Source organism: Coleofasciculus sp. H7-1 (assembly GCF_057473865.1).
The window spans coordinates 21,307-43,010 of the sequence record NZ_JBYCCT010000042.1 but is presented as its reverse complement, the minus strand read 5'-3'; the positions used below and the strand labels follow the sequence as shown (position 1 = coordinate 43,010).

The window sequence follows — 21,704 nt, the reverse complement described above, 5'->3', positions numbered from 1 at the left end:
ATGAGTACCACTCTGGAATCTTGTTGTGAAGCTAAAAACTTCAGCAATGAGTGGGCAACAGACAAAACTGTTGACCGACTGATAGAGTATCTGAGATCGTTTGCCAGGAAAACCATGAGCGCGATCGCTATATTTAGGGGTAAAAACACTCACCAGATGTGGTAAGCGTGCCATAAAAATTAACCAACCGCACGGGTCTGTGCGATCGCGGTTGAAACCCTCTCAGCCTCAGATTTTTCCAGAATCTATTTCCACTCAAGCCGAGCATCGCTTGATTCCCAATTTACTTCACTAGCTTCGGTAAATGCACTATTAAGTTTTATCTAAATTGCAGTCAATTTCCCCTTTTTTGAAACTTTGTCCTTACACAGAACTGAAATAAAAAAACTGAAGGCTGTTAACGTCACCGTTACGCCAGCCGTTAGGCGACATCCGTTAGCGCTTTTAGCGTTCTGTTCGGTGCGAAGCACGGACTGAAAACCTAAGTAAGCAAGGCTTACGCAACAGCACCACATCTGAGGGCAACCACAGAGGGATTGAACCCGAAAAAACGCTATATGTATAAGCTTTGCGTAAGTCCTGGTAAGAATTCTCCTCTCTCTGCCCTCCCTCCTCAGTCCTCAGTCCTGACTCCTCCCTCCTCCCTCCTCAGCCCTCAGCCCTCAGTCCTCAGTCCTGACTCCTCCCTCCTCACTCCCGAATCAACTAGCACCAGCAACGACCGCATTAGCGGTTAACACCTCCAACGCCGTTTTGTATTGCTGGTCTGCTTCCGTACCCACTTGGTCAAGCGTAATTGGCTCCAGAGGCACTTCCCGATCTGGCGTGATGCCTAACTTGTTGATATCGTGGTGGCTTGGCGTTTCGTACTTGGCAACTGTTACCGCTAATCCTGACCCATCTGAGAGGTCAAACAAAGATTGAATTAAGCCTTTACCAAAGGTTCGAGCGCCTACCAATTGGGCGCGACCATTGTCTTGAAGCGCCCCAGCTAGAATCTCGCTGGCACTTGCCGATCCCTGATTCACTAAAACAACTAGGGGAGCGTGGGTAAGTGCTGGTGCAGATGCCTCAAAACTGCCCAAAATGCCTTGTCGGTTGACCGTATAGACAATCGTGCCTTCATCCAACCACATCCGGGCAATCTCAATGCCTGCCTGCAACAGTCCTCCCGGATTATTTCTCAAATCGAGCAGATAAGCTTGTGCCCCTTGTTTCTCCAGCTTGGCGACGGCATTCGCCAGCTCAGATGGGGCGTTGGCACTAAACTGACTCAGGCGAATGTAACCCACCGGGACGCTAGAACGGCTGGAATCTAAGACTGCATAAACGGGGTTGAGGGCAATTCGCGATCGCACTAGCTTAAGTTCTTCAGGCGTTTTTCCCTCCCGTTGCACCACGAGCGTCACCTCTGTGCCCGCAGCGCCCCGCATCCGCGCGGCGGCTTCGTCGAGGGTCAGTTGGGCGCTCTGGATGCCATCAATTTCCAGAATCCGATCGCGCGATCGGATTCCCGCCTTCGCGGCTGGCGAACCGTCAATCGGAGCCACCACTTGCAACTCGCCCGTCTCGGCATCAAGGGCAATTTGCAGTCCCACCCCTTGAAGCTCTCCGGAAGTATTCACCTGTAAACTTCGGTATTGGTCGGGTTTCAAAAACCGCGTGAAGGGATCTTCCAGACTTTTGAGCATATTTTGAATTGCCGTGTAAGTCGCCTCGCGATTAGACAGAGGCTGCTTGATCGCCTTTTGACGCGCCATCCACCAGTTTTGTTGATTGAAACTGTCATCCACGTAAGCATAGTTGACAATTCGCCATGCTTCAGAGAGGAGCTGCTGTTCCTCCGTTAAAGCGATCGCTGGCGAACTCCACCAGCTAAACGCAAAGATAGTTTGTATGATTAGTACGAATACAACCCTTAACACTCGTTTGTGCATGACACTCCAATCCCCCTTTCGGGCTATGTTACATTTTTTGTAGAGGCTACGCCTAGACTTCTATCTATCGCGGTGTCTGGTATCCTCCTTGCCGCTTCAAGCCCCCTAAAAAAGCGGCAAACTGTCTCATGGGGTTGGCTCGTGTCAAAAACAGCAATAAATTTTTAGGAACTCTGGGTTCATGTTTTCTAAGCAGGTAACTGATTCAAAAGCCTACAACTGGTTTGAGGAACGCCTGGAGATTCAGGCGCTTGCCGAGGACGTCACCAGCAAGTATGTACCTCCCCACGTAAATATCTTCTACTGCCTTGGTGGGATTACCCTAACTTGCTTTTTAATCCAGTTTGCCACTGGATTTGCCATGACGTTTTACTACAAGCCGACCGTCGCCGAGGCTTTTTCCTCCATCCAGTACATGATGACGGACGTCAACTTCGGTTGGCTGATTCGCTCCATCCACCGCTGGTCCGCCAGCATGATGGTGCTGATGATGATTTTGCACACCTTTCGGGTTTATCTCACCGGCGGTTTCAAAAAGCCCCGCGAGCTGACCTGGGTAACGGGTGTCATTCTGGCTGTGATCACCGTTTCTTTCGGCGTCACCGGCTATTCACTCCCTTGGGATCAGATTGGTTACTGGGCCGTTAAGATTGTCTCCGGCGTCCCCGCTGCGATTCCCTTAGTCGGCGATCAAATCGTCGAGCTGATGCGCGGTAGTTCCAGCGTTGGACAAGCCACTCTGACACGCTTCTACAGCCTGCACACTTTTGTGCTGCCCTGGCTGATTGCCGTCTTCATGTTGCTACACTTCTTGATGATTCGCAAGCAGGGCATCTCTGGCCCATTGTAAAGGAGCCATCGTCGGGGCGGGGTCTTCCTGTCCCTGCCGAGCGGCCAATGAGGAGAGGAGAGAAAGTGGGAAAGTAATTTTTCTTCCCTCCATTACCCATCCCCCTATCATCCCCTCACCACTTTGCCTCTTGCTTAGCTCAAAGCTTTCAAAACGCATAGGAGAACACATACAACAATGGGAACCCAAAAAAAGCCGGATCTAACCGATCCGCAGTTACGTGAAAAACTTGCCAAAGGCATGGGTCATAACTACTATGGCGAACCCGCTTGGCCCAACGACCTACTCTACATTTTCCCTGTAGTGATTATGGGGACGATTGCACTGTGTATCGGTTTGGCTGTGCTTGATCCAGCGATGATTGGCGAACCGGCAAACCCCTTTGCCACCCCCCTGGAAATTCTCCCAGAATGGTACTTCTGGCCTGTTTTCCAAATTCTGCGGATTTTACCCAATAAACTGCTGGGTATCGCCTGCATGGCAGGGATTCCTTTGGGCTTGATTCTCGTTCCCTTCATTGAGAACGTCAACAAATTCCAAAATCCCTTCCGTCGTCCAGTCGCCACGACAGTTTTCCTCTTTGGAACCCTCGTCACCCTCTGGTTGGGTATTGGTGCCACCTTACCTATTGACACATCTTTGACACTGGGTCTTTTTTAAGACAATCAATTGCGCCTATTAACGCCTGTGGGTTTCAAAAGTAGTGCCTTTGTGCTGCTTTTGAAACATCTACGGGCGTTAAGCATTATCTGGTCGCTTCTGAAAAAGCAAAGTATAAAAGAACATAGGATGCAGCAGCTGCCTGAACCTAACTCCAGCCCCAGAGCAAAATTAAGTGGTTAAACTTAACTCATGGCAAAGACAGCGCTAATTACAGGAATCACTGGGCAAGACGGCTACTACCTCAGCCGCTTACTCTTGGAACGGGGTTATCGGGTGGCGGGGTTGGTACCGCTGCACCGCCAATCGAGTCTGGCTAAACTGGGTTCCCTCGCCAGCCAAATTGAGGTTTGTGCGGTTGACATGAGGGATAGTGCGGCTCTGTTGGCAGTGGTGGAACAACTACAGCCCCAAGAAATTTATAATTTAGCAGCTCCCAGTTTCGTCCCAGATTCGTGGCAAGACCCGTTGGGAACGCTGGACTTGGTAACGGGTACGGCAACCAGGCTGTTAGAGGCAGTGCGGCTGGCTGGATTGAACACGCGGTTTTATCAAGCTAGCAGTTCCGAGATGTTTGGGCAGGTGGATCGGTCGCCTCAAGATGAGAATACACCTTTTCGCCCGATGAATCCTTATGCAGCGGCAAAGTTGCACGCCCATTGGACGATGGTACATCACCGACAGCGCTACGGTTGGTTTGCCTGTAGCGGTATTTTATACAACCACGAGTCACCGAGACGACCTCCAAATTTTGTCACGCGGAAGGTGTCTTTAGCGGCGGCATCAATTAAATTGGGGTTAAGCGATCGCCTGGAAATGGGCAACCTCGACGCCAAACGCGACTGGGGTTATGCTGGCGATCATGTGGAAGCTATGTGGCGGATGTTGCAGGCAGATGAACCGGAAGACTACGTGATTGGGACGGGTCAGTTGCACAGCGTTCGGGAATTGGTGGCGACTGCTTTTGAATGTGTGGGGCTAGATTGGACTCGTTATGTCGTTGTCGATCCCAAGTTTCTGCGATCGGATGAACATTTCTATCTGGTGGCAAATCCAGAGAAAGCCAAGCGCCAACTTAACTGGGAACCACAAGTCAGCTTCGAGGGTCTTTTGGAAAAAATGGTGTTGAAGGACTTGGAACGTTTACAAAGCGCTGAGGTGCCATCCATCGCCCAGATAGAACAAAACTCCTAAAATTCAGGGATATTGAAGTGGGAGAAAATATAGATTATTTAGAGCCGACCGTTAAACCAGCCGCTAACCATATATTTATTTTCCTAGAAGTTTTTGGATGCGAAGGGGGCATTCAATCCTACGTTAAGGATATTTTGCAGTCTTATATCTCATTGGGAAATCAAGCCAAAGGTGAGGTATTTTTGCTACGGGATGGCGCTGGATGCCCAAATCCCTTTGAGGGAAAAAACCTCGAATTTCATTATCTCAAAAGCCAAAATCCCCAAAAGGGACGGTTAAGGCTGGCAACTTCACTGCTAGCGTGTCTGTTGCAACGCCGTCCCCACCATGTTTTTTGCGGTCATATTAATCTGGCACCGCTGGTGAGGGTGCTGTGTCAGCCGCTGGGGATTCCCTATACGGTGCTAACTTACGGAAAAGAGTTTTGGGAACCCTTAGCCAATCGAGAACGAAGGGCACTCAAGCAGGCGGCTGGGATTTGGACAATCAGTCGCTATAGCCGCGATCGCGCCTGCGCCATCAATGACCTAGACCCCCAGAAAGTGCAAATGCTACCCTGTGCGGTGAATGGGAATTACTTTACTCCAGGCCCGAAGCCACCAGCATTGATCGAGCGGTATAATCTTGTCGGTGCCAAAGTTTTGATGACCGTAGCGCGGCTGTGGTCGGGCGATATCTACAAAGGCGTAGATGTCACCATTCGAGCCATCCCCGCGATCGCGCAACTATTCCCAGAGGTCAAATATCTGGTGATCGGTCGCGGCGACGATCAACCCCGACTAGCGCAGCTTGCCAAAGATTTAGGAGTTGCCAACCGGGTTGTATTTGCCGGGTTCGTTCCCACACAAGACCTTGTAGACCATTACCGCGTCGCCGATGCTTACATCATGCCCTCCCAGGAAGGCTTCGGCATTGTCTATTTAGAGGCGATGGCTTGTGGCATCCCCGTGCTATCCGGTGACGATGATGGCTCCGCTGACCCCCTTCAGGATGGACGTTTAGGCTGGCGCGTCCCCCATCGCAATCCCGAAGCCGTGGCAAATGCCTGTATTGAAATCCTCAAAGGGGACGACCGGCGCTGCGACCCTCAGTGGTTGCGAGAACAAAGTCTCGCCTTGTTTGGGAAAGATGCCCTTGCTCAGCAGTTAAAACAGCTGCTTCTTTGAAAATTGCAATTAGGCACTCTTGAAAATAATTGCCGAACTCCCTCTGTTCTCAGACACAATCGATTCTGATTTAGCTTGGTTTTTGCGGAAGCCCCGCGCTATATCCAAAGGATATAGCGTCAGGATGAATAGCAGGCGGTGACGATTCTATCTATGACCAATGCGGTCAGCAAGGGAATATATAAATGAGGAATCGCCAGTTGGTGTTATAATTAACACCTCTGTCCGAGCCGAAAATGCTGGTCAGTCTCTTGAACCTGGAAAATCTAGAATATAGGGTTCCACCCAAGAACAGACATTGATTGTCCTGAACCGTGAGTGGGTAAAATTCTAGCGGTACATAGGTAGAACATACTTTTTGTATTCGTTCCGGCGCGGAGGGGCATCCCGTGTCGTCAATAAAGCTCATTAAATATCCTAAGCAATCGCTGGAGTTGGTGAGAAGCCTACACTTACCCTTCGGGTAAGTGTAGGAGTATGTCACGATGGAAGGAGTCCATACTACCTTGCTTTTGTTGGAGATTGCCGTGAACCAGAACAGCCCAAATACCTTTCAATTCAAGCTTTCTGGCGTCGGCTCTTGGCTTACCCTGCTGCTAATCATTTGGTTGCTGGGATCGATTGGGCTGGGCTGGTTGGTGAAGTCTTTTCTGATTCTGATAGGTTTAATCCTCGTCGCACCAGTCCTTGCCTTCCTGGGCTTTCGCTGGTGGTTGCAACGCAACCTTATTGCCGACCAGTGTCCCGTCTGTAGCTATGAATTTACGGCTTTGAATCGCACCGAGTGCCAGTGCCCGAATTGCGGCGAGTCGCTGAAAATCGAACAGGGACACTTTAACCGTTTGACGCCTCCCGGAACGATTGACGTTGAAGCGGTTGAGGTATCCGCCCGCTCTCTCGAAGACTAAAACCCAGGCAAAAGTTCTTAGTTATTGATTCTGTCCAGTAATCGACAGAGTATAAGGATGCGCGCCACCTGCGCGATCGCCGACATAAACGTTATAATTCCCCCGAAGCCAAACTCCTGAAATTTCCGGCTTATCTCCAGAAGCACTATCTGCCAACACGCAGAACCGTCCTCCTGGGCCATCAACCAGAAGCGTAGGCTCACCACTGCTTTGGACACTCAGTCGCAAGTAGTCGATCCGATCTGCCGTTACCCGAACAACTTGATTCGGTGTCTGGGAGATATAACCGCAATTACTACTTGTTTGACCGCCAGAAGTCCCGCTAAGGACGACCGGATCGTTCGACAACTTCGACGACAGTTCTAACGCTGGGGCATCACTACGAGCCGCAAGAGCGCCTGTTAAGATCAACGCCAAGGTTGTGGGAATAACTATCCATTTGCGAAGCATCTTCATTTTGTCATCCCCTTGCCTTTTTAAGGAAGTCTTACTATAAGTGTCCTACATTAGTAAATAAACGTGTTTCGAGTGTGTTCCTTTTCTCAAAGTGTCACGTATCTTAGAGGGCGTTAAAATTCGCTCTTCTTTAAGTCAAGGTGTTTCCAAAACAGGCTTTTGTTTAAATCACCAAGACAATATACGCTTGAGTGTCAGTTTGTCATTTGCAACCGTCATTTTCTTTTTTCCACTATAAAAACAAAAGATGAATCCTCAAGAAAATCAAGACTGGGAGCGTAAACTCCAAGAACTAGATGCCCAAATCAATCAGAGCCTCCCTCCCTCGCCAACGATAGAAACCGAACCGGGACAACCTCTCCAGGTTCAAACTAAAGAATCTCAATCAATTCAGTCTCTGTTCAACAAAATTTCTAACTGGTTTCAAGGACTTCCTGGTGCTGGTAAAGTTGCTGTTGTCGCCGTCGCAGCTTTGGTTGGTTTTGGGCTACTCAGAAGCGTTTTGTATCTGGTTGCATCCCTGATTAGTCTCGCCATCTTGGCAGGGTTAGTGTATTTGGCGTACAAACTGTTTATTGCCCCCAAGTCCCCCGATTAGAAAGTGTTGATTTTTTTGGTAGCTATGAGGATTATGGACTCTGAACGGGTATATTCGTCTAAGGACGTAGGGCAGGTTCATTGCTAATGCGGATCTTTACCAGCAAAATAAGGGTTGCCTGCTCGGACAAAATCTGCTAAAAGCGAACAGCGAACTGCTATTTGTGGACTGCTCGAATGGCTACCCAAAGCGTGAAAAAAGGCTCGAATCGCAAAAGCCCGTCTTGGCGGATACAGATGCACCGACTGCCACTGGGTACCCGACGGGGTGCTGCCACTATTGTGGAAATCTCGCTGGTGGTTGCGAGTGCTTTAGTTCCCTATAGCATCGGTCTTGCCGCCAAGTTCTGTACGAATGCTGGCGCGTGTGTCTCTCCGGAAACCGTTCCCCTCAACCCAGTGCTAGCAACGACCGAGGATGCGATCGCTAAAACGCTGGCAATTCCCAGACGCGAAAGCAACCAACGGGTTGCCCCACTCACCAACTTGTTTTGGTGCGGGGCGCTGGTGGCTCCTATCGTGGTCGTAGGCTGGCAACTGTATAAATTGGGAAAAACCGGACAAACCTCGCCCAAGCGCTGGCTAGGCGTCCAAGTAGTGCAAGAATCAGGCGACCCGCCAGGATTGATTGGCGCTGTTTGGCGAGAGGGAGTCGGCAGGTGGGGATTGCCGCTTTCGACGGCTTATCTGATTTGGCGCTACAGCGGTGCTTTTCCGGATCTGGGGATTTTGCTGGGATTGTCGGCTTTGATGTGGCTGGGGGAAAATGCGATCGCCCTATTCAATCCCGAACGCCGCACCCTGCACGATAGAATCGCTGGAACCTTTGTTATCGATGGAGCTAGGGCTTTTGTACCCTATCCGGAGCGGAATTCTTCTCAGTCAAACCGACTGCTGCGAAACGGACATCCAGTCAAGCTAGAAGTGCAAAGCAGCTGGACACAGCCAGATGACGGACATCGGGAAACCGTCACTACCATCGTCCTAACTTCTCAATCTCCCAAGCGATCGCTGCATCTTTGGTACTGGATGCGCCAAAACCCCGGTCTGACGCTGATAACGATCGGCTTTTCTTGCATAAGTGCTGTCTTGGGAACCTTTGTCGGTACGCAAATATACATTCAAAGTCAGGCAAATTGGCGCTCATCCAAGCAACAGAATAACAAGGTGTTTCTGGCGCTGGTCGAGCGGTTAAGTCAATCTTCCCCCAACCAATTAGAAGAACGACGGAGTGCTATCCTGGCGCTGGCAAGGTTGGACGACTCGCGTGCGATTCCCTTCTTAGTAGATTTGCTGGGTCAAGAAAGGGTACCCGCTTTGATGGAGGCAATTGGGCAAACCTTGGTCAGTACGGGTCCGGAAGCTTTACCATACTTACAACGCTTAAATCTTTCCCTGCAAAAGGACTCAGCGCTGCTGCAAGGGAGTGGATTAGTGGAGCGACAGTTAATTGCAAGGCGGCTCGTGGGCACTCAACGCGCGATCGCTAAAATTCTTAGCATCTACCCCACTCAAATCCATAACGCTGACCTCAGTCGCACCGACCTCTCGGAGGTACGCCAAGGGCCAGCTCTATTTACCTTAGTTCTAGACAAAGCTGACCTTTCTGGGATTCTCTTCAAAGGAGCCTCCCTCACAGGTGCCAGTTTACGCAATAGCCGCTTCTTGGGTGCCGGTGAGGACGGGCGTCTGGGCACCTTTGACGATTGGATTGCCGACTTCAATGGAGCCGACCTCAAAGAAGCGAACCTCACTGGCGCTCTTTTGAGCGATGTCCCCCTGAATCGCACCAACCTGATCCGTGCCACCTTGAATCGGGCTAATTTATCCAATGCTCAACTCGTGGGAGCAAATCTCAGCAGTGCCAAGCTAATCGGTGCAGATTTGCGTCAAGCAGTTCTAGAAAATGCCAGCCTGACGGGTGCAGATTTAGCGAATGCCAACTTTACCCAGTCCAATCTCTCTAGTGCCCGTCTCGGACAAGTTAGCGCTGTCGGGGCTAAGTTTACCTTTGCGCTGCTGATGAACTCCAACTGGCAAGGAGCAGACCTTTCAGAAGCAGATTTTCAGAACGCCAATCTCCAAAAAGCCGACCTCAGCGCCACCAGACTGGTTGGTGCTAATCTCGCTCAGGCTCAGCTGCAAAATGCCAATTTACAAAACACAAACCTGAGTGCGACAGACCTGCGCGGGGCGAATCTAGCAGGGGCTGATTTGAAGGGGGCAACCTTTGCCGCCCCAAAACCGCTCCAGTCAGATCAATTCATTCAAGAGGCACCCAACTCAGCATCCTTAGCTCGTGTCAAGGGCGTCGATTTTTCCCAAGCCAAGAATTTAGATGCCAAGCAAATTGACTTAATTTGCGACCAAGGAGGGCGTCATCCTCGCTGTCAGTAAATAAGGCAAAAGGGCACTCAGAAACTGCAAGATCCAGCGAGCAAGAAAGTGCCCTAGGGCAGATTGGGCAGATGAACTAATTCCAGTTTGATCCCATCGGGATCGGCAAAGAAGACAGCGTAGTAGCCTAGTGCATACTGGTTGTATTCGGCTGGCGGATCGAGGATTGTAGCGCCCAGCTCAAGAATCAGCTTGTATAAGTTATCTACCTGTTCGCGGCTGTCGGCGTTAAAGGCAAGATGGTGTAGTCCTGGCGAGTAGCGATCGTGAACTTTGTTCGGGGAATCTGGATTCGCGGCAGAAATTAAAATTGCCCCGACATCCTTTGACCACCACATGATGAACTCATCGTTTTTCTCCACCTGCTGGTAGCCCATGAATTCCAAAATTGCGTTATAAAACGGTTCCGATTTCGAGCGATCGCTAACCGTCAAGCTCAGGTGATTCAAGGTACCAAGGGTCATACAAGCCTATCCTCTTTCGGAAGAACAAATGTATTATAAACTCCCGTTTTGCAGGTTGATTCAGACCAGTAAATCCTATTTTTAGCATGGAGCCGATCTCTTGTATCTTGATTTCTGATGCTGTCATGCATCAAAAATATAAGTTTTTATTCCTATCTGCCGAAGGACAGGCAAAAAAAGAATTCTTTGTTTTTACTGTTTAATTAGCTTTGTGCGATCGCATCTAAAATTACCACGAGTCCCTTAAGCCAGTTCATGGTGTCAAATGAAGCTAAGCTTCTGCATGATTGTTAAAAATGAGGAAGCCTCCTTACCACAATGCTTGAATAGCGTCAAGAATGTGGTAGATGAAATGGTGGTGCTGGATACCGGCTCCAGTGACAAAACCGTTGAAATTGCCAGAGAATTTGGGGCGAAGGTTTATCACTTTGAATGGTGCAATGACTTCTCAGCGGCGCGGAATGAGTCGTTGAAGTACGTTCAGGGAGATTGGGTGCTGGTGCTGGATGCGGATGAGGTGCTGAAACCAGAAATTGTACCGCAGATGAAGCAAGCGATGGAAAGCGATCGCCACCTCGTCGTCAACCTAATTCGGCAAGAAGTCGGAGCATCTCAATCGCCTTATTCTCTGGTTTCTCGTCTATTTCGCAATCACCCAGACGTGCGCTTTTCTCGTCCTTACCATTCGCTAGTGGATGATAGCGTTGCCGAACTGTTGCAGCGAGAACCCCAGTGGCAGATAGTTTCTCTGTCGGATGTAGCAATTTTACACTATGGCTATCAACCGGGAGCGATCGCATCTTTAAACAAATTCTCTAGGGCGCAAGCGGCGATGGAAGGCTATCTGGCAAGCCATCCCAACGATCCCTATGATTGTTGTAAATTGGGGGCACTTTATGTACAAACGGGTGAAATCGGTAAGGGAATCGAACTCTTAGAGCGCGGTTTAAAATCAACAGAGATTGATGCTTCTGTTTTATACGAATTTCACTACCATCTGGGCAATGCCTATACTCAGCTAAATAATCTTGCACAAGCGGCGACACACTATCAAGTCGCACTTCAACAGCCAATTCTGCTTAAACTTAAACTGGGCGCTTATAACAATTTGGGCAACTTGTTGATGGCAGCTGGGGATTTCACCAATGCTCAAAAAGCTTATGAAACTACCTTGCAGATTGACCCTAGTTTTGCGGTCGGAAAGTACAATCTAGGCATGGCATTAAAGGCAATGGGGCGTTTGCCGGATGCGATCGCTGCTTACCGCCAAGCCATTCAACGGAACCCGGACTATGCAGAGGCGTATCAAAATCTGGGAGTTGCCCTTTTGAAAATGGGTAACGTATTAGAAAGTTTAGAAGCGTTTGGGAAAGCGATCGCGCTTCACGAACAACACAACCCAGAGGAAGCCGCTAGACTACGCCAAGGATTGCAAGAAATCGGGTTCCAGGTTTAATCTCATCTCAAATGTGGCTAAATGCCATCGTGGGGAGTCTCAATGCCGCTTGGTCTGATAGATTCGTATCGGTCGGTCAATACCTTTGAAACGGTACTCTCCCATCGGAGACAAGCCTTTTGGCTGACGCAGCAAAGAATAGGTGGCTTCACTCACGACACATTCACCAGGGGGACAAATCCCTTCCATGCGGGAGGCAAGATTAATCGTAGCGCCTAATACGGTATAGTCTACTCTCTGAGAGCTGCCCACATCTCCAACCACAGCTTTACCGCTGTTGATAGCTATCCGCAATTGCAGCGGGTGTTGGAAGAACTTACGAGCATTCAGATGCTCTAGACGCTCTAGCATTCCCCAGGCGGCGGCAAAAGCCCGTTCGGCATGATCCGGCTGGGGTTCTGGAGCGCCAAAAAATGCCATAATGCAATCTCCAATAAATTTATCTAGCGTTCCTCTGGCGGCAAAAACTTCTTTGAGCATTTCCTCGAAGAAACTATTGAGCAAATTGGCAATTTCTGTCGGAGTTAAGCGTTCCGAAAGGGCAGTAAAGCCAACAATATCGGCAAAGAGAATACTGATTTCGCCTTCTGCGGGGGTAAGACGACCATCTTCTAATCCTCCTACATTCATAATGTGCTGCACAACTGAAGGAGAGTGATAGCGTTCTAATCGGTGTCGAATGCTGGCTTCGCTTCTGAGTTTCTGTGCTAACAGCCAACGTTGCACCGCCGACGCCACCAGATTCGCTAAAGCTGAAAAAAAGCTGAGGTCTTCATCTCCTCCTTTATTCCAATGGGTAAAAGAAAGATGGGCATCGGCATAAAGAACGCCGACTACCTTATTTTCATCCCACAGAGGAACCGCTAGAGCGCTCTTGATGCCTTTCGCTAAAATACTATGTTCGCCTTCAAACCTTTCATCCATCTGGGCATCAGCGGTTTTGATCGCAACTTTATCAGTAAATACTTTTTGACAAATGGTGCGGCTAATCCAACTGCCATCTGCTGCTAGATTTTGCTGTTGAGAGATATCTCTAGCTGCTGCTTGAAGTAAGTCTAGTTCGCCCGAACCATTGACATCGATCAACAATGCCAACCGATCGATACTATTGAGATCGCGGAAAACAATTTCTTGTATCTGCTGGAAAATTGCTTCGATCGATTCAGCAGAATTCAGACATCTGGCGATATCAACCAAGTCTTTCAGACGAGCGATCGCTTTGTGGGGATTAGCACTATTGCTACCCTCGTCATCAGCCTGTATCCATTGCTGTTGCAGTTCTTTGGCATTGCGAAGGATAGTCACTCCTTCGGAGATCGGATCTGCCTCTATGGGATTGAGTTGAGTCTTTTGTTGAGGAGAATTGGCTAAAAGAACATGGAGAAAAACATGACCCATCTGAATAACATCGCCATGATTCACTCTTTGGGGAGATGCTAGCAGACGGTCATTTAACCGCGTTCCGTTTGTGCTGTGCATATCTTCGACCACCCACACGCCATCCGGTGTATTTAACAACCGGGCATGACAGCGGGAAATTTCAAAATAAGGCAAGTACAGATCGCATTCTGGCAAACGACCAATGATAAATTCCTCTTTATCCACCGTCACGGTGCTTTCAACATTTTCCTCAACTTGTAGGCGCAGCTTGAGTTCAGCCATGACTTCAAACCTCCTTGAACCAAGGCGAACAAGGCGTGCTAAAACTCCTGGACAAAGCAATAGTCAAAGAAAGCACCACAAAGCAAGCGTTTTTCCGGCAATTACTGCCACCATCTTAACTCTGACGAAATCCTTCGACAGATGATACGCTGTGTTGCCATAGGTAGCCGGAAAATTGCAGTCCCATACTTTTCGGTTAACCTTCTCCCCAACCTCTTGCCACCTCTCCCTAATCCGCCCCGACAAGGAGAAGGTGAGAAATAAATTTTTTTGACTGGTGGGGAGAAGCGATAAACTCCTCGATTCCATAGTCGGGAAGGGGTTTGGGGGTTGGTGTCTTAACCGAAAAGTTGGAATCTACCCTTTAGCTCCACCAAAACCCAGACGGGAGCCAGCAATTTAATGCCGCTTGGTTTGATAAACTCTTACAGGTCGGTCGATTCCTTTGAAATGGTGTTCTCCTGTCGTCTGCAAGTCTTGGGAGGGCTTCAGCAAAGAATAAGTGGCTTCACTGACGACACATTCACCGGGGGGACAGATTCCTTCCATGCGGGAGGCTAGATTAATCGTTGCTCCTAAAGCGGTATAGTCTACTCTTTGAGAGCTACCGACATCTCCAATCACGGCTCTACCGCTGTTGATGGCAACCCGGATTTGCAGCGGTTCGCGCCAGACTCGATCGGCATTTAATTTTTCTAGACGAGTCAGCATTCCTTTGGCAGCGGCGAAAGCTCGGTCGGCATGATCCGGTTGAGATTCCGGAGCGCCAAAAAATGCCATTATGCAATCTCCAATATACTTATCTAACGTTCCTCCGGCGGCAAAAACTTCCTGTAGCATTTCCTCGAAGAAATCATTGAGCAATTGGGCAATTTCTGTAGGACTCAACCGTTCCGAAAGGGCGGTGAAGCCAACAATATCGGCAAAGAGGATGCTGATATCAACCTCGGCAGGCGTGAGACGACCGTCTTCTAATCCTCCTACATTCATAATGTGCTGCACAACGGCAGGGGAGTGATAGCGCTCTAGTCGAGTCCGAATGGTTTCTTCGTTTCTAAGTTTCCGCGCTAACAGCCAACGTTGCACGGCGGATGCCACCAGATTCGCTAAAGCCGAAAAAAAGCTGAGGTCTTCTTCTCCTCCTTTCGTCCAATGGCTAGAAGAAAGATGAGCATCGGCATAAAGAACACCGACTACTTTATTTTCATCCCAAAGCGGGACGGCGATCGCGCTCTTGATGCCTTTGACTAAAATGCTCTGTTGCCCCTCAAACCGTTTATCCATCTGGGCATCAGCGGTTTGAATTGCTACTTTCTCGGCAAATACCTTTTGACAAATGGTGCGGCTAATCCAACCGCCATCCGCCGTCAGATTCTGCTGTTCCAAAATATCTCTAGCGGCGGCATTCAGCAATTCCAGTTCGCCGGAACCTTCTACATCGATTAACAATGCCAAGCGCTCAATACTTTGAAGTTCGCGGAAAACGACTTCCTGCACCTGGTAGAAAATTGCTTCGATCGATTCAGCTGCACTCAAATTCTTGGCGATATTCACCAAATCTTTGAGACGAGCGATCGCTTTTTCCTTATTGCTAACTTCGTCTAGCGTACCCTCAGCTTGTATCCATTGCTGTTGCAGCTCTTGAACATTGCGAAAGATGGTGGTTCCTTGCGCCACGGGTTCCACCAGCTGTGTTTTATGGGGTTGAGGAGGATCTCTCAAAAGAATACTCAGGCTAATATCCCCCAGCCAAAGAATATCGCCGTGATTTACCTGTTGAGGCGAGGTGACAGGGCGTTCATTCAATCGCGTTCCGTTTTTGCTGTCCATATCCTCTACTGTCCACACCCCAGAAGGCGTTTTCAAAAAGCGGGCATGGTAGCGGGAAATTCCCTCGAAAGGCAGATGCAAGTTGCATTCTGGCAAACGACCGATCGTAAAGTCATCCCGATTCACCGTAACCGTTCTTTCTGTCTCTCCCTCTCGTAGACGCAGTTTGAGTTCAGCCATGACTCCTATCCCTTTTTGAAGCAAAGCGAACAAGCGTGCAAAAACTCAGCAAAGCAAGGACTTGTGGTTGCTTTCCCTGACTTCCCCCAAAGTTATGGCATTCTCAAAGGCATTTATGCAACCTTGCCCAAGCTACACGCTTAGGGTAGCTTAATCGGGCAAATCATTTGAGTTTTAGCTTTAATGCCTCCGCGCCGTTCAGACTTATCTGGTGACAATGAGGGGTCATACCCCTCATTCCTTGAACAACAGTATCATAGTATTCGCTGGTACCCGATGTCGGGTCGAGGTTGTAGCGAAACGACCGTCGAAACATTGACAAGTGGACACCAGAGAAGAACACGCAAAAGTGCGGTTTTCACGCGCAGCCAATCAAGAGTGCGGAGGGTGAGAGCGATTCCCTAAAGGGGGCGTAACCCTTTCATACTGGTGAGGTAAGAGATGTACATCCGCCTTTGATCCGTGCATATCTGAATTAAACATCCGGAAGATACTGCTTCTTTTTTGGAAAACTCTATTATGTTAAACGGTTTACCTCAGGGCAGCGACACCATGATAGGCATATTACTAGACCAGCGCTACCAGGTGATCCAAGCGCTAGGCCAAGGTGGATTTGGTCATACTTACATTGCCCAAGACACTCGCCGACCTGGGAACCCTAACTGCGTTGTTAAACACCTCAAACCCGCCACTAGCAATCCCGAATTTTTACAAACAGCGAGACGCCTGTTTAATAGCGAAGCCGAAACCCTAGAAAAGTTAGGGAACCATGACCAAATTCCCCGGCTGTTAGCTTACTTTGAGGAGAAGGAAGAGTTCTACTTAGTGCAGGAATTTATTGACGGACATCCTCTGGGTGTGGAACTGCCACCAGGTCAGCAGTGGAGCGAAAGTCAGGTGATTCAACTGCTTTGTGAAGTCTTATCCATTTTGGAATTTGTACACGGGAACGGGGTGATCCATCGGGATCTCAAGCCGGATAATTTAATTCGCCGTACTTCCGATAACAAGTTAGTTTTGGTGGACTTTGGTGCCGTCAAACAGGTGCAGATGCAATCGGTCATCGCTCAAGAAGGGATGAATGAGACGGTTGCGATTGGCACCCCAGGCTATATGCCAAGCGAACAGGGACAAGGCAGACCCCGCCCCAGCAGCGATCTTTACGCCCTCGGCATGATTGGTATCCAAGCCTTGACCGGGCTGAATCCCAGGCAATTAGCAGAAGACCCTGACAGCGGGGAGATTCTCTGGCGGCACTTGGCTCAAGTTAGCGATGGGTTAGCCGCTGTCCTGAACCAGATGGTACGCCACTACTTCAAATTCCGCTACCAGTCAGCAACCGAGGCATTGCGATCGCTCGCCTCGTTAACCAATCCTAATTCCCCGGCAGCGATCGCGGCAGTCTTGAGCCAGAAGGTGCGCGGTTACTGGAAAGACGGTTCTGTGTCGGCTAATAAGGCACTGCGATCGCTCCAAGAACGCACCAATCCCCACCTCTCGCCCAATAACGCCCCTGCTCCTATTTCCGCCCCGGCGCTCTCGCCCCCTACGGACAATACCGTAACCATTGCTACAGGCAATTCATCGGGAAAGTCGGTGGATTCTCCAGCTAGCGTCGCAGATGAAGCAACGCCTCCAACCGTCCCCCCCACGCAGAACACGGTGACAATTGCTCCTGGAAATCCCTCCCAAGCGCCGATTAGTTCGCCGTCTAGCCTGAATTCTGTATTTAAATCCCCCAAAAATTTGCCACTGCTAATTGGGGCAGGCACTGCTATCTTTGTGATTGCAATCGGGGTGATTTTTGCAAGTCGTCAAATACCCTCCTCTGCTGACACTGCTAAAAATCAAATTACCGAGCCAGCTAAAAATGCAGTAAAAAACAGTTGTGTTGTTGTTCTTAGTTCATCCAATGTACGCTCTTTGGATGGACGAAAGAAAACAGGGGATGTTGTGAAAGCAGGAACCAAAGTCTCTGTCACCGGAAAAGAAGAAGGTGGCTGGATAGAAATTAACTCTCCAGTCTCCGGTTGGGTTTGGAAAGGTCGTACAAAAAACACCTGTCCTTCTAAATAGCAAAAGTTCTTACTCCAAGAAATTTAATTGTCAAGAGCTTTTACTATTCAGACTGGTGGTAACTCTAGGGGAATCGCACCTAATAAACCCGTGCGAAAATCATTTAATAGCTGTCGTGCTGTGCGCTCTACATCGCCTTTATGACGTTCATTTGCCACAGCTTGTAGATATTCGTCGCCTGCAAACGAAGTGGGATTTACTCCGTAGCGAGACTCTAAAGACTTCAACAGAAATAAATCGGCATCGGGGGCGTTGAGAGTTTTGAGCAAATCTACTAGCGCAGATGCCACTCGTTGATTGTCGTAAGACGCCTCACCAATATCATCACAAATCGCTAACTTGAAGGCAGCAGGCTGATTTTCTAACTTGGAAGGCAAAACGCCAGGGGCGTCTAAAAGTTCAATCTGATCGGAAATGCGTATCCAGCGCAGCTGGCGCGTTACCCCAGCACGACGGGCGCTTTCTACCACCCGCTTTCCCAATAAACGATTAATTAGCGCCGATTTGCCCACATTGGGAAACCCAATCGCAACGGCACGGACTGGACGAGGAAGCATCCCGCGATCGCTTCTTCGTTTATTCATCTCTACACCCGCTGCCTGCGCCGCCTGTGCTACTGCTGCCACACCCTTACCATGCTGGGCATCTGTGAAATAAGGCGTTTCCCCCCGCTCCCTAAACCACTCTGTCCACAGTTGCCGGACTGCGGGAGAAATCATATCCGTGCGGTTGAGTATCAATACCCTTGCCTTGCTGCCTATCCACTCTGGCACGCGGGGATGGTGAGTAGAGATGGGAATTCGGGCGTCTCGCACTTCCAACACCACATCCACACGCTTGAGCTGTTCTTTAAGCGCTTTCTCAGCCTTGGCAATGTGTCCGGGATACCACTGAATCGAAGGAGTCGTCATAGGATTTTAGATTTTAGATTGAGGATTTTAGATTCAATCTAAAATCCTCAATCTAAAATTTGACTAAGGAACAATCAACACCGGACAAGGAGATAAATTAATCACCCGGTTCGTGACGCTGTCAGTCATGCCTTCTTCAGTCAAACCCAGCCCTCGACAGCCCATCACAATTAAATCGGCGTCAATTTCGTCAGCAACATCGCAGATGGTAAAAGCTGGTTTGCCCTGACGCTCAATCGTTTGAGACTGGATGCCTTGATCGGCAAACAGATTTTGAGCTGTTTTGAGCAGTTCGGCGACAGCTTCTGGCGATGTCATCGCCGCATCTGAAATTAGCGGCGACGCCTCTGGCTCTTGGCTGGGTTCTTCTACCACCGAAAGCAAAATTAATTTACTAGCATACTTTTGCACAATATTTACAACGACATCAGCCGCTTCGCGCGCTTCTCGACTTTGATCGACAGGAAACAGAACAGTCTTGAACATGGCACGCTCCTGTAGAAACCCCAACTCTTGTAAAATGTGGACGGCTAGAGAGCTAGAAATAACCTTACTCCTGCATTTGGTTTGGTCTATCTAGCTTTTGAGGGAAAAGGGCAAACACCAGTGACACGCGGTTGCTAGTGAAGAGTATAAAAAGACGCAATTAGGAGGTTTACGCTGTGTCCAAGAAAACTGTAGCAAATTTATCGGCATCCGATTTATCTGGCAAAAGGGTACTGGTACGGGCGGATTTTAATGTACCGCTGGATAATGGCAACATTACTGACGATACTCGCATTCGGGCAGCTCTGCCTACAATTGAGGATTTAACTTCCAAAGGCGCTAAGGTGATTCTGTCCAGCCACTTTGGGCGTCCCAAAGGTGTAGATGACAAATACCGCCTGACGCCAGTGGCAAAGCGCCTGTCTGAATTGCTGGGTAAAGAAGTTGTTAAGACTGACGACTGTATCGGTGATGATGTCGCAGCTTCGGTGGGGGCGATGCAAAATGGCGACGTGCTGCTGCTGGAGAATGTCCGCTTCTACCCGGAAGAAGAGAAGAATGACCCAGACTTCGCTAAAAAACTGGCTTCAGTTGCCGATTTATATGTGAATGATGCGTTTGGAACAGCTCACCGCGCTCATGCTTCTACGGAGGGCGTGACCAAGTATCTCAGCCCATCGGTGGCTGGGTACTTGATTGAGAAGGAACTGCAATATTTGCAAAGCGCGATTGAAAATCCTCAGCGTCCTTTGGCGGCAATTATCGGGGGTTCCAAGGTTTCCAGCAAGATTGGCGTCATCGAAACGCTGCTGGATAAGTGCGATAAGCTGATCCTGGGCGGCGGCATGATTTTTACCTTCTACAAGGCTCGTGGGCTAAGTGTCGGTAAGTCGCTGGTGGAAGAAGATAAGTTAGAACTGGCGAAGTCTTTGGAAGCTAAGGCGAAAGAGCGTGGTGTTCAACTGTTATTGCCGACGGATGTGGTAATTGCAGATAATTTTGCTGCTGATGCTAACGCTCAAACAGTCAGCATTGACGCCATTCCCGATGGTTGGATGGGTTTGGATATTGGTCCCGACTCGGTAAAATTCTTTCAGGAATCGCTTGCGGATTGCAAGACGGTGATTTGGAATGGCCCGATGGGAGTGTTCGAGTTCCCGCAATTTGCCAAGGGGACGGAAGCGATCGCCCGGACTCTTGCCGATCTCACTAAGAGCGGGACTACCACCATTATCGGCGGTGGCGACTCGGTGGCAGCGGTAGAACAGTTAAACTTGGGCGAACAAATGAGCCACATCTCCACTGGCGGTGGCGCAAGTCTGGAGTTGCTGGAAGGCAAGGAACTCCCTGGTATTGCGGCGTTGGATGAGGCGTAAGCCCTAAGAGTAAACAAATAAAATTCTTGTAGAGACGCGATTAATCGCGTCTCTACGGTTATTGGGATATATTGCTTCGCTGTCGTCCTCCAATCAGCGATCGCATTTGTTGGGTGAGATGAAGAGGCGATCGCGTTTGTTGGGTGAGATGAAGAGGCGATCGCGTTTGTTGGGTGAGATGAAGAGGCGATCGCGTTTGTTGGGTGAGATGAAGAGGCGATCACGTTTGAATGGCTGGGCTTCTACTAAAAAGGTGGGCATTGCCCACCTTTCTTAACTTGGTTGAATGACTAACTTTATCTATAACTAAGTTAATCCTATGCTTGAGTCTTTACTAAGAGGATGAGCCTGATACAGCAGACGCAGTAATATCTATTGCTGTAGCAGTAATTTTGACTGTTATTTGAGTGGCTTTAAATGCAACAAACCAAGCAACCGCAGGAATCAGGAGAGCCGTGGCTATTAGAGTCATTAGTGCCTGCACACCTTTTACTAAATATTCAGGTGTTTCTAATATTCCCCGAAAGGATGCAGTCAACCAATTCAATACAAATTGAATTGGAGCCTTAGCTGCTGTGTTTAGCACTTCTATCATTTAATTTCCTGCTCAATATAAATTCAGGTGAATTTTGTCCAACGTAACAAAACATTTCCTGGGATGTCAAGACAATTAATCGCCGTTCATCATATCTTTATCTTTTTGTATTAACTACTTAATATTAGATATAGCGGTTCTTACTTGAGTGCGGTACGCCTAGACCTAACCCCCTAGCCCCCTTCCCTTGTAGGGAAGGGGGAACCAGAGTCTTGCTCCCCTCCCCGATGCGGAGAGGGGTCTATCTGTACCTCACTCGGATGAGAACCGCTATAGCTTTTTAAAGTTGTATAGATATAACTGATTCTAAGTTTATTAGCTGTTGTATATAGCCTTTATTGTTCGCGGGAGGTAAATCAAGATTTTAGCTCAGTAAGCATTTATGCTTATCATGTTATACCTTACTATTTTGTCAGATGAAAAAAGGCGATCGCCTTTTGCTTAAAATCAGTTGGCATTTATTCTCAGCTTTCAGCATGGAAATTGATAAACTGAGGATGCTT

General features: G+C 48.9%; 21 protein-coding genes. 12 read left to right on the top strand and 9 right to left on the bottom strand.

Going from position 1 to position 21,704, the window contains the following annotated elements; genetic code table 11:
• The gene (locus AC2VDX_RS11325) at positions 1-165 is read left to right on the top strand and encodes a hypothetical protein (RefSeq protein WP_378180142.1); all 165 of its coding nucleotides are present in this window, start codon (positions 1-3) and stop codon (positions 163-165) included.
• Between the two features lie 392 nt (positions 166-557).
• Positions 558-737: a hypothetical protein gene (locus AC2VDX_RS11320; protein ID WP_378180139.1), complete on the top strand. Its 180-nt coding sequence runs from the start codon at positions 558-560 to the stop codon at positions 735-737.
• On the opposite strand, the gene ctpA is transcribed toward AC2VDX_RS11320, so the two are convergent.
• Complete coding sequence (ctpA, locus tag AC2VDX_RS11315; protein ID WP_378180136.1) at positions 702-1,937, bottom strand: carboxyl-terminal processing protease CtpA; 1,236 nt, start codon at positions 1,935-1,937, stop codon at positions 702-704. The two genes, AC2VDX_RS11320 and ctpA, sit on opposite strands and share 36 nt — an antisense overlap.
• A gap of 181 nt (positions 1,938-2,118) precedes the next feature.
• On the opposite strand from ctpA, the gene petB reads away from it, so the two are divergent.
• The 5 genes from petB to AC2VDX_RS11290 all read left to right on the top strand — a co-directional run bounded on the left by petB (position 2,119) and on the right by AC2VDX_RS11290 (position 6,715).
• A complete protein-coding gene (gene petB / locus AC2VDX_RS11310; protein ID WP_378180133.1) occupies positions 2,119-2,787 on the top strand; it encodes a cytochrome b6 in 669 nt (222 codons plus the stop codon).
• A gap of 177 nt (positions 2,788-2,964) precedes the next feature.
• A complete protein-coding gene (petD, locus tag AC2VDX_RS11305) occupies positions 2,965-3,447 on the top strand; it encodes a cytochrome b6-f complex subunit IV (RefSeq protein ID WP_378180130.1) in 483 nt (160 codons plus the stop codon).
• Positions 3,448-3,639: 192 nt separating this feature from the next.
• Positions 3,640-4,641 carry a GDP-mannose 4,6-dehydratase gene (locus AC2VDX_RS11300; RefSeq protein WP_378180127.1) on the top strand — a complete coding sequence of 334 codons (1,002 nt, stop codon included), beginning with the start codon at positions 3,640-3,642 and terminating at the stop codon, positions 4,639-4,641.
• Positions 4,642-4,652: 11 nt separating this feature from the next.
• Positions 4,653-5,807, top strand: coding sequence for a glycosyltransferase family 4 protein (locus AC2VDX_RS11295; RefSeq protein WP_378180359.1), 1,155 nt, complete (start codon positions 4,653-4,655; stop codon positions 5,805-5,807).
• A 485-nt stretch (positions 5,808-6,292) separates the two neighbouring features.
• Positions 6,293-6,715, top strand: a complete 423-nt coding sequence (locus tag AC2VDX_RS11290; protein WP_378180124.1) for a hypothetical protein — start codon at positions 6,293-6,295, stop codon at positions 6,713-6,715.
• A gap of 21 nt (positions 6,716-6,736) precedes the next feature.
• Here the strand turns inward: AC2VDX_RS11290 and AC2VDX_RS11285 are convergent, their stop codons facing one another.
• On the bottom strand, positions 6,737-7,171 hold the full coding sequence (locus AC2VDX_RS11285) for a hypothetical protein (protein WP_378180117.1): 435 nt from the start codon (positions 7,169-7,171) through the stop codon (positions 6,737-6,739).
• A gap of 247 nt (positions 7,172-7,418) precedes the next feature.
• Here AC2VDX_RS11285 and AC2VDX_RS11280 point away from each other — a divergent pair, with 247 nt between their 5' ends.
• Both AC2VDX_RS11280 and AC2VDX_RS11275 read left to right on the top strand, forming a co-directional pair.
• A complete protein-coding gene (locus tag AC2VDX_RS11280) occupies positions 7,419-7,769 on the top strand; it encodes a hypothetical protein (protein WP_378180114.1) in 351 nt (116 codons plus the stop codon).
• A gap of 176 nt (positions 7,770-7,945) precedes the next feature.
• Positions 7,946-10,165 carry a pentapeptide repeat-containing protein gene (locus tag AC2VDX_RS11275; protein ID WP_378180111.1) on the top strand — a complete coding sequence of 740 codons (2,220 nt, stop codon included), beginning with the start codon at positions 7,946-7,948 and terminating at the stop codon, positions 10,163-10,165.
• A gap of 53 nt (positions 10,166-10,218) precedes the next feature.
• On the opposite strand, the gene AC2VDX_RS11270 is transcribed toward AC2VDX_RS11275, so the two are convergent.
• Positions 10,219-10,629, bottom strand: a complete 411-nt coding sequence (locus AC2VDX_RS11270; RefSeq protein WP_378180108.1) for a VOC family protein — start codon at positions 10,627-10,629, stop codon at positions 10,219-10,221.
• A gap of 265 nt (positions 10,630-10,894) precedes the next feature.
• On the opposite strand from AC2VDX_RS11270, the gene AC2VDX_RS11265 reads away from it, so the two are divergent.
• A complete protein-coding gene (locus tag AC2VDX_RS11265; protein ID WP_378180105.1) occupies positions 10,895-12,085 on the top strand; it encodes a glycosyltransferase in 1,191 nt (396 codons plus the stop codon).
• Between the two features lie 39 nt (positions 12,086-12,124).
• Here the strand turns inward: AC2VDX_RS11265 and AC2VDX_RS11260 are convergent, their stop codons facing one another.
• Together AC2VDX_RS11260 and AC2VDX_RS11255 are read right to left on the bottom strand one after the other, a co-directional pair.
• Positions 12,125-13,747, bottom strand: a complete 1,623-nt coding sequence (locus tag AC2VDX_RS11260; RefSeq protein WP_378180102.1) for an adenylate/guanylate cyclase domain-containing protein — start codon at positions 13,745-13,747, stop codon at positions 12,125-12,127.
• Positions 13,748-14,146: 399 nt separating this feature from the next.
• Entirely contained in the window at positions 14,147-15,757 is a 1,611-nt protein-coding gene (locus AC2VDX_RS11255) for an adenylate/guanylate cyclase domain-containing protein (RefSeq protein ID WP_378180099.1), read from the bottom strand.
• Positions 15,758-16,309: 552 nt separating this feature from the next.
• Here AC2VDX_RS11255 and AC2VDX_RS11250 point away from each other — a divergent pair.
• Complete coding sequence (locus AC2VDX_RS11250; RefSeq protein WP_378180357.1) at positions 16,310-17,833, top strand: protein kinase domain-containing protein; 1,524 nt, start codon at positions 16,310-16,312, stop codon at positions 17,831-17,833.
• 47 nt (positions 17,834-17,880) lie between these two features.
• On the opposite strand, the gene ylqF is transcribed toward AC2VDX_RS11250, so the two are convergent.
• Together ylqF and AC2VDX_RS11240 are read right to left on the bottom strand one after the other, a co-directional pair.
• A complete protein-coding gene (gene ylqF / locus AC2VDX_RS11245) occupies positions 17,881-18,744 on the bottom strand; it encodes a ribosome biogenesis GTPase YlqF (RefSeq protein WP_378180096.1) in 864 nt (287 codons plus the stop codon).
• A gap of 63 nt (positions 18,745-18,807) precedes the next feature.
• A complete protein-coding gene (locus AC2VDX_RS11240; RefSeq protein WP_378180093.1) occupies positions 18,808-19,230 on the bottom strand; it encodes a universal stress protein in 423 nt (140 codons plus the stop codon).
• A 176-nt stretch (positions 19,231-19,406) separates the two neighbouring features.
• Here AC2VDX_RS11240 and AC2VDX_RS11235 point away from each other — a divergent pair, with 176 nt between their 5' ends.
• Positions 19,407-20,606, top strand: a complete 1,200-nt coding sequence (locus AC2VDX_RS11235; protein ID WP_378180090.1) for a phosphoglycerate kinase — start codon at positions 19,407-19,409, stop codon at positions 20,604-20,606.
• 93 nt (positions 20,607-20,699) lie between these two features.
• Here the strand turns inward: AC2VDX_RS11235 and AC2VDX_RS11230 are convergent, their stop codons facing one another.
• Positions 20,700-20,867, bottom strand: a complete 168-nt coding sequence (locus AC2VDX_RS11230) for a hypothetical protein (protein WP_378180087.1) — start codon at positions 20,865-20,867, stop codon at positions 20,700-20,702.
• Between the two features lie 73 nt (positions 20,868-20,940).
• Positions 20,941-21,201 (bottom strand): hypothetical protein, encoded by a 261-nt coding sequence (locus AC2VDX_RS11225; protein WP_378180084.1) that lies wholly within the window; start codon positions 21,199-21,201, stop codon positions 20,941-20,943.
• Positions 21,202-21,704: the final 503 nt, after the last annotated feature.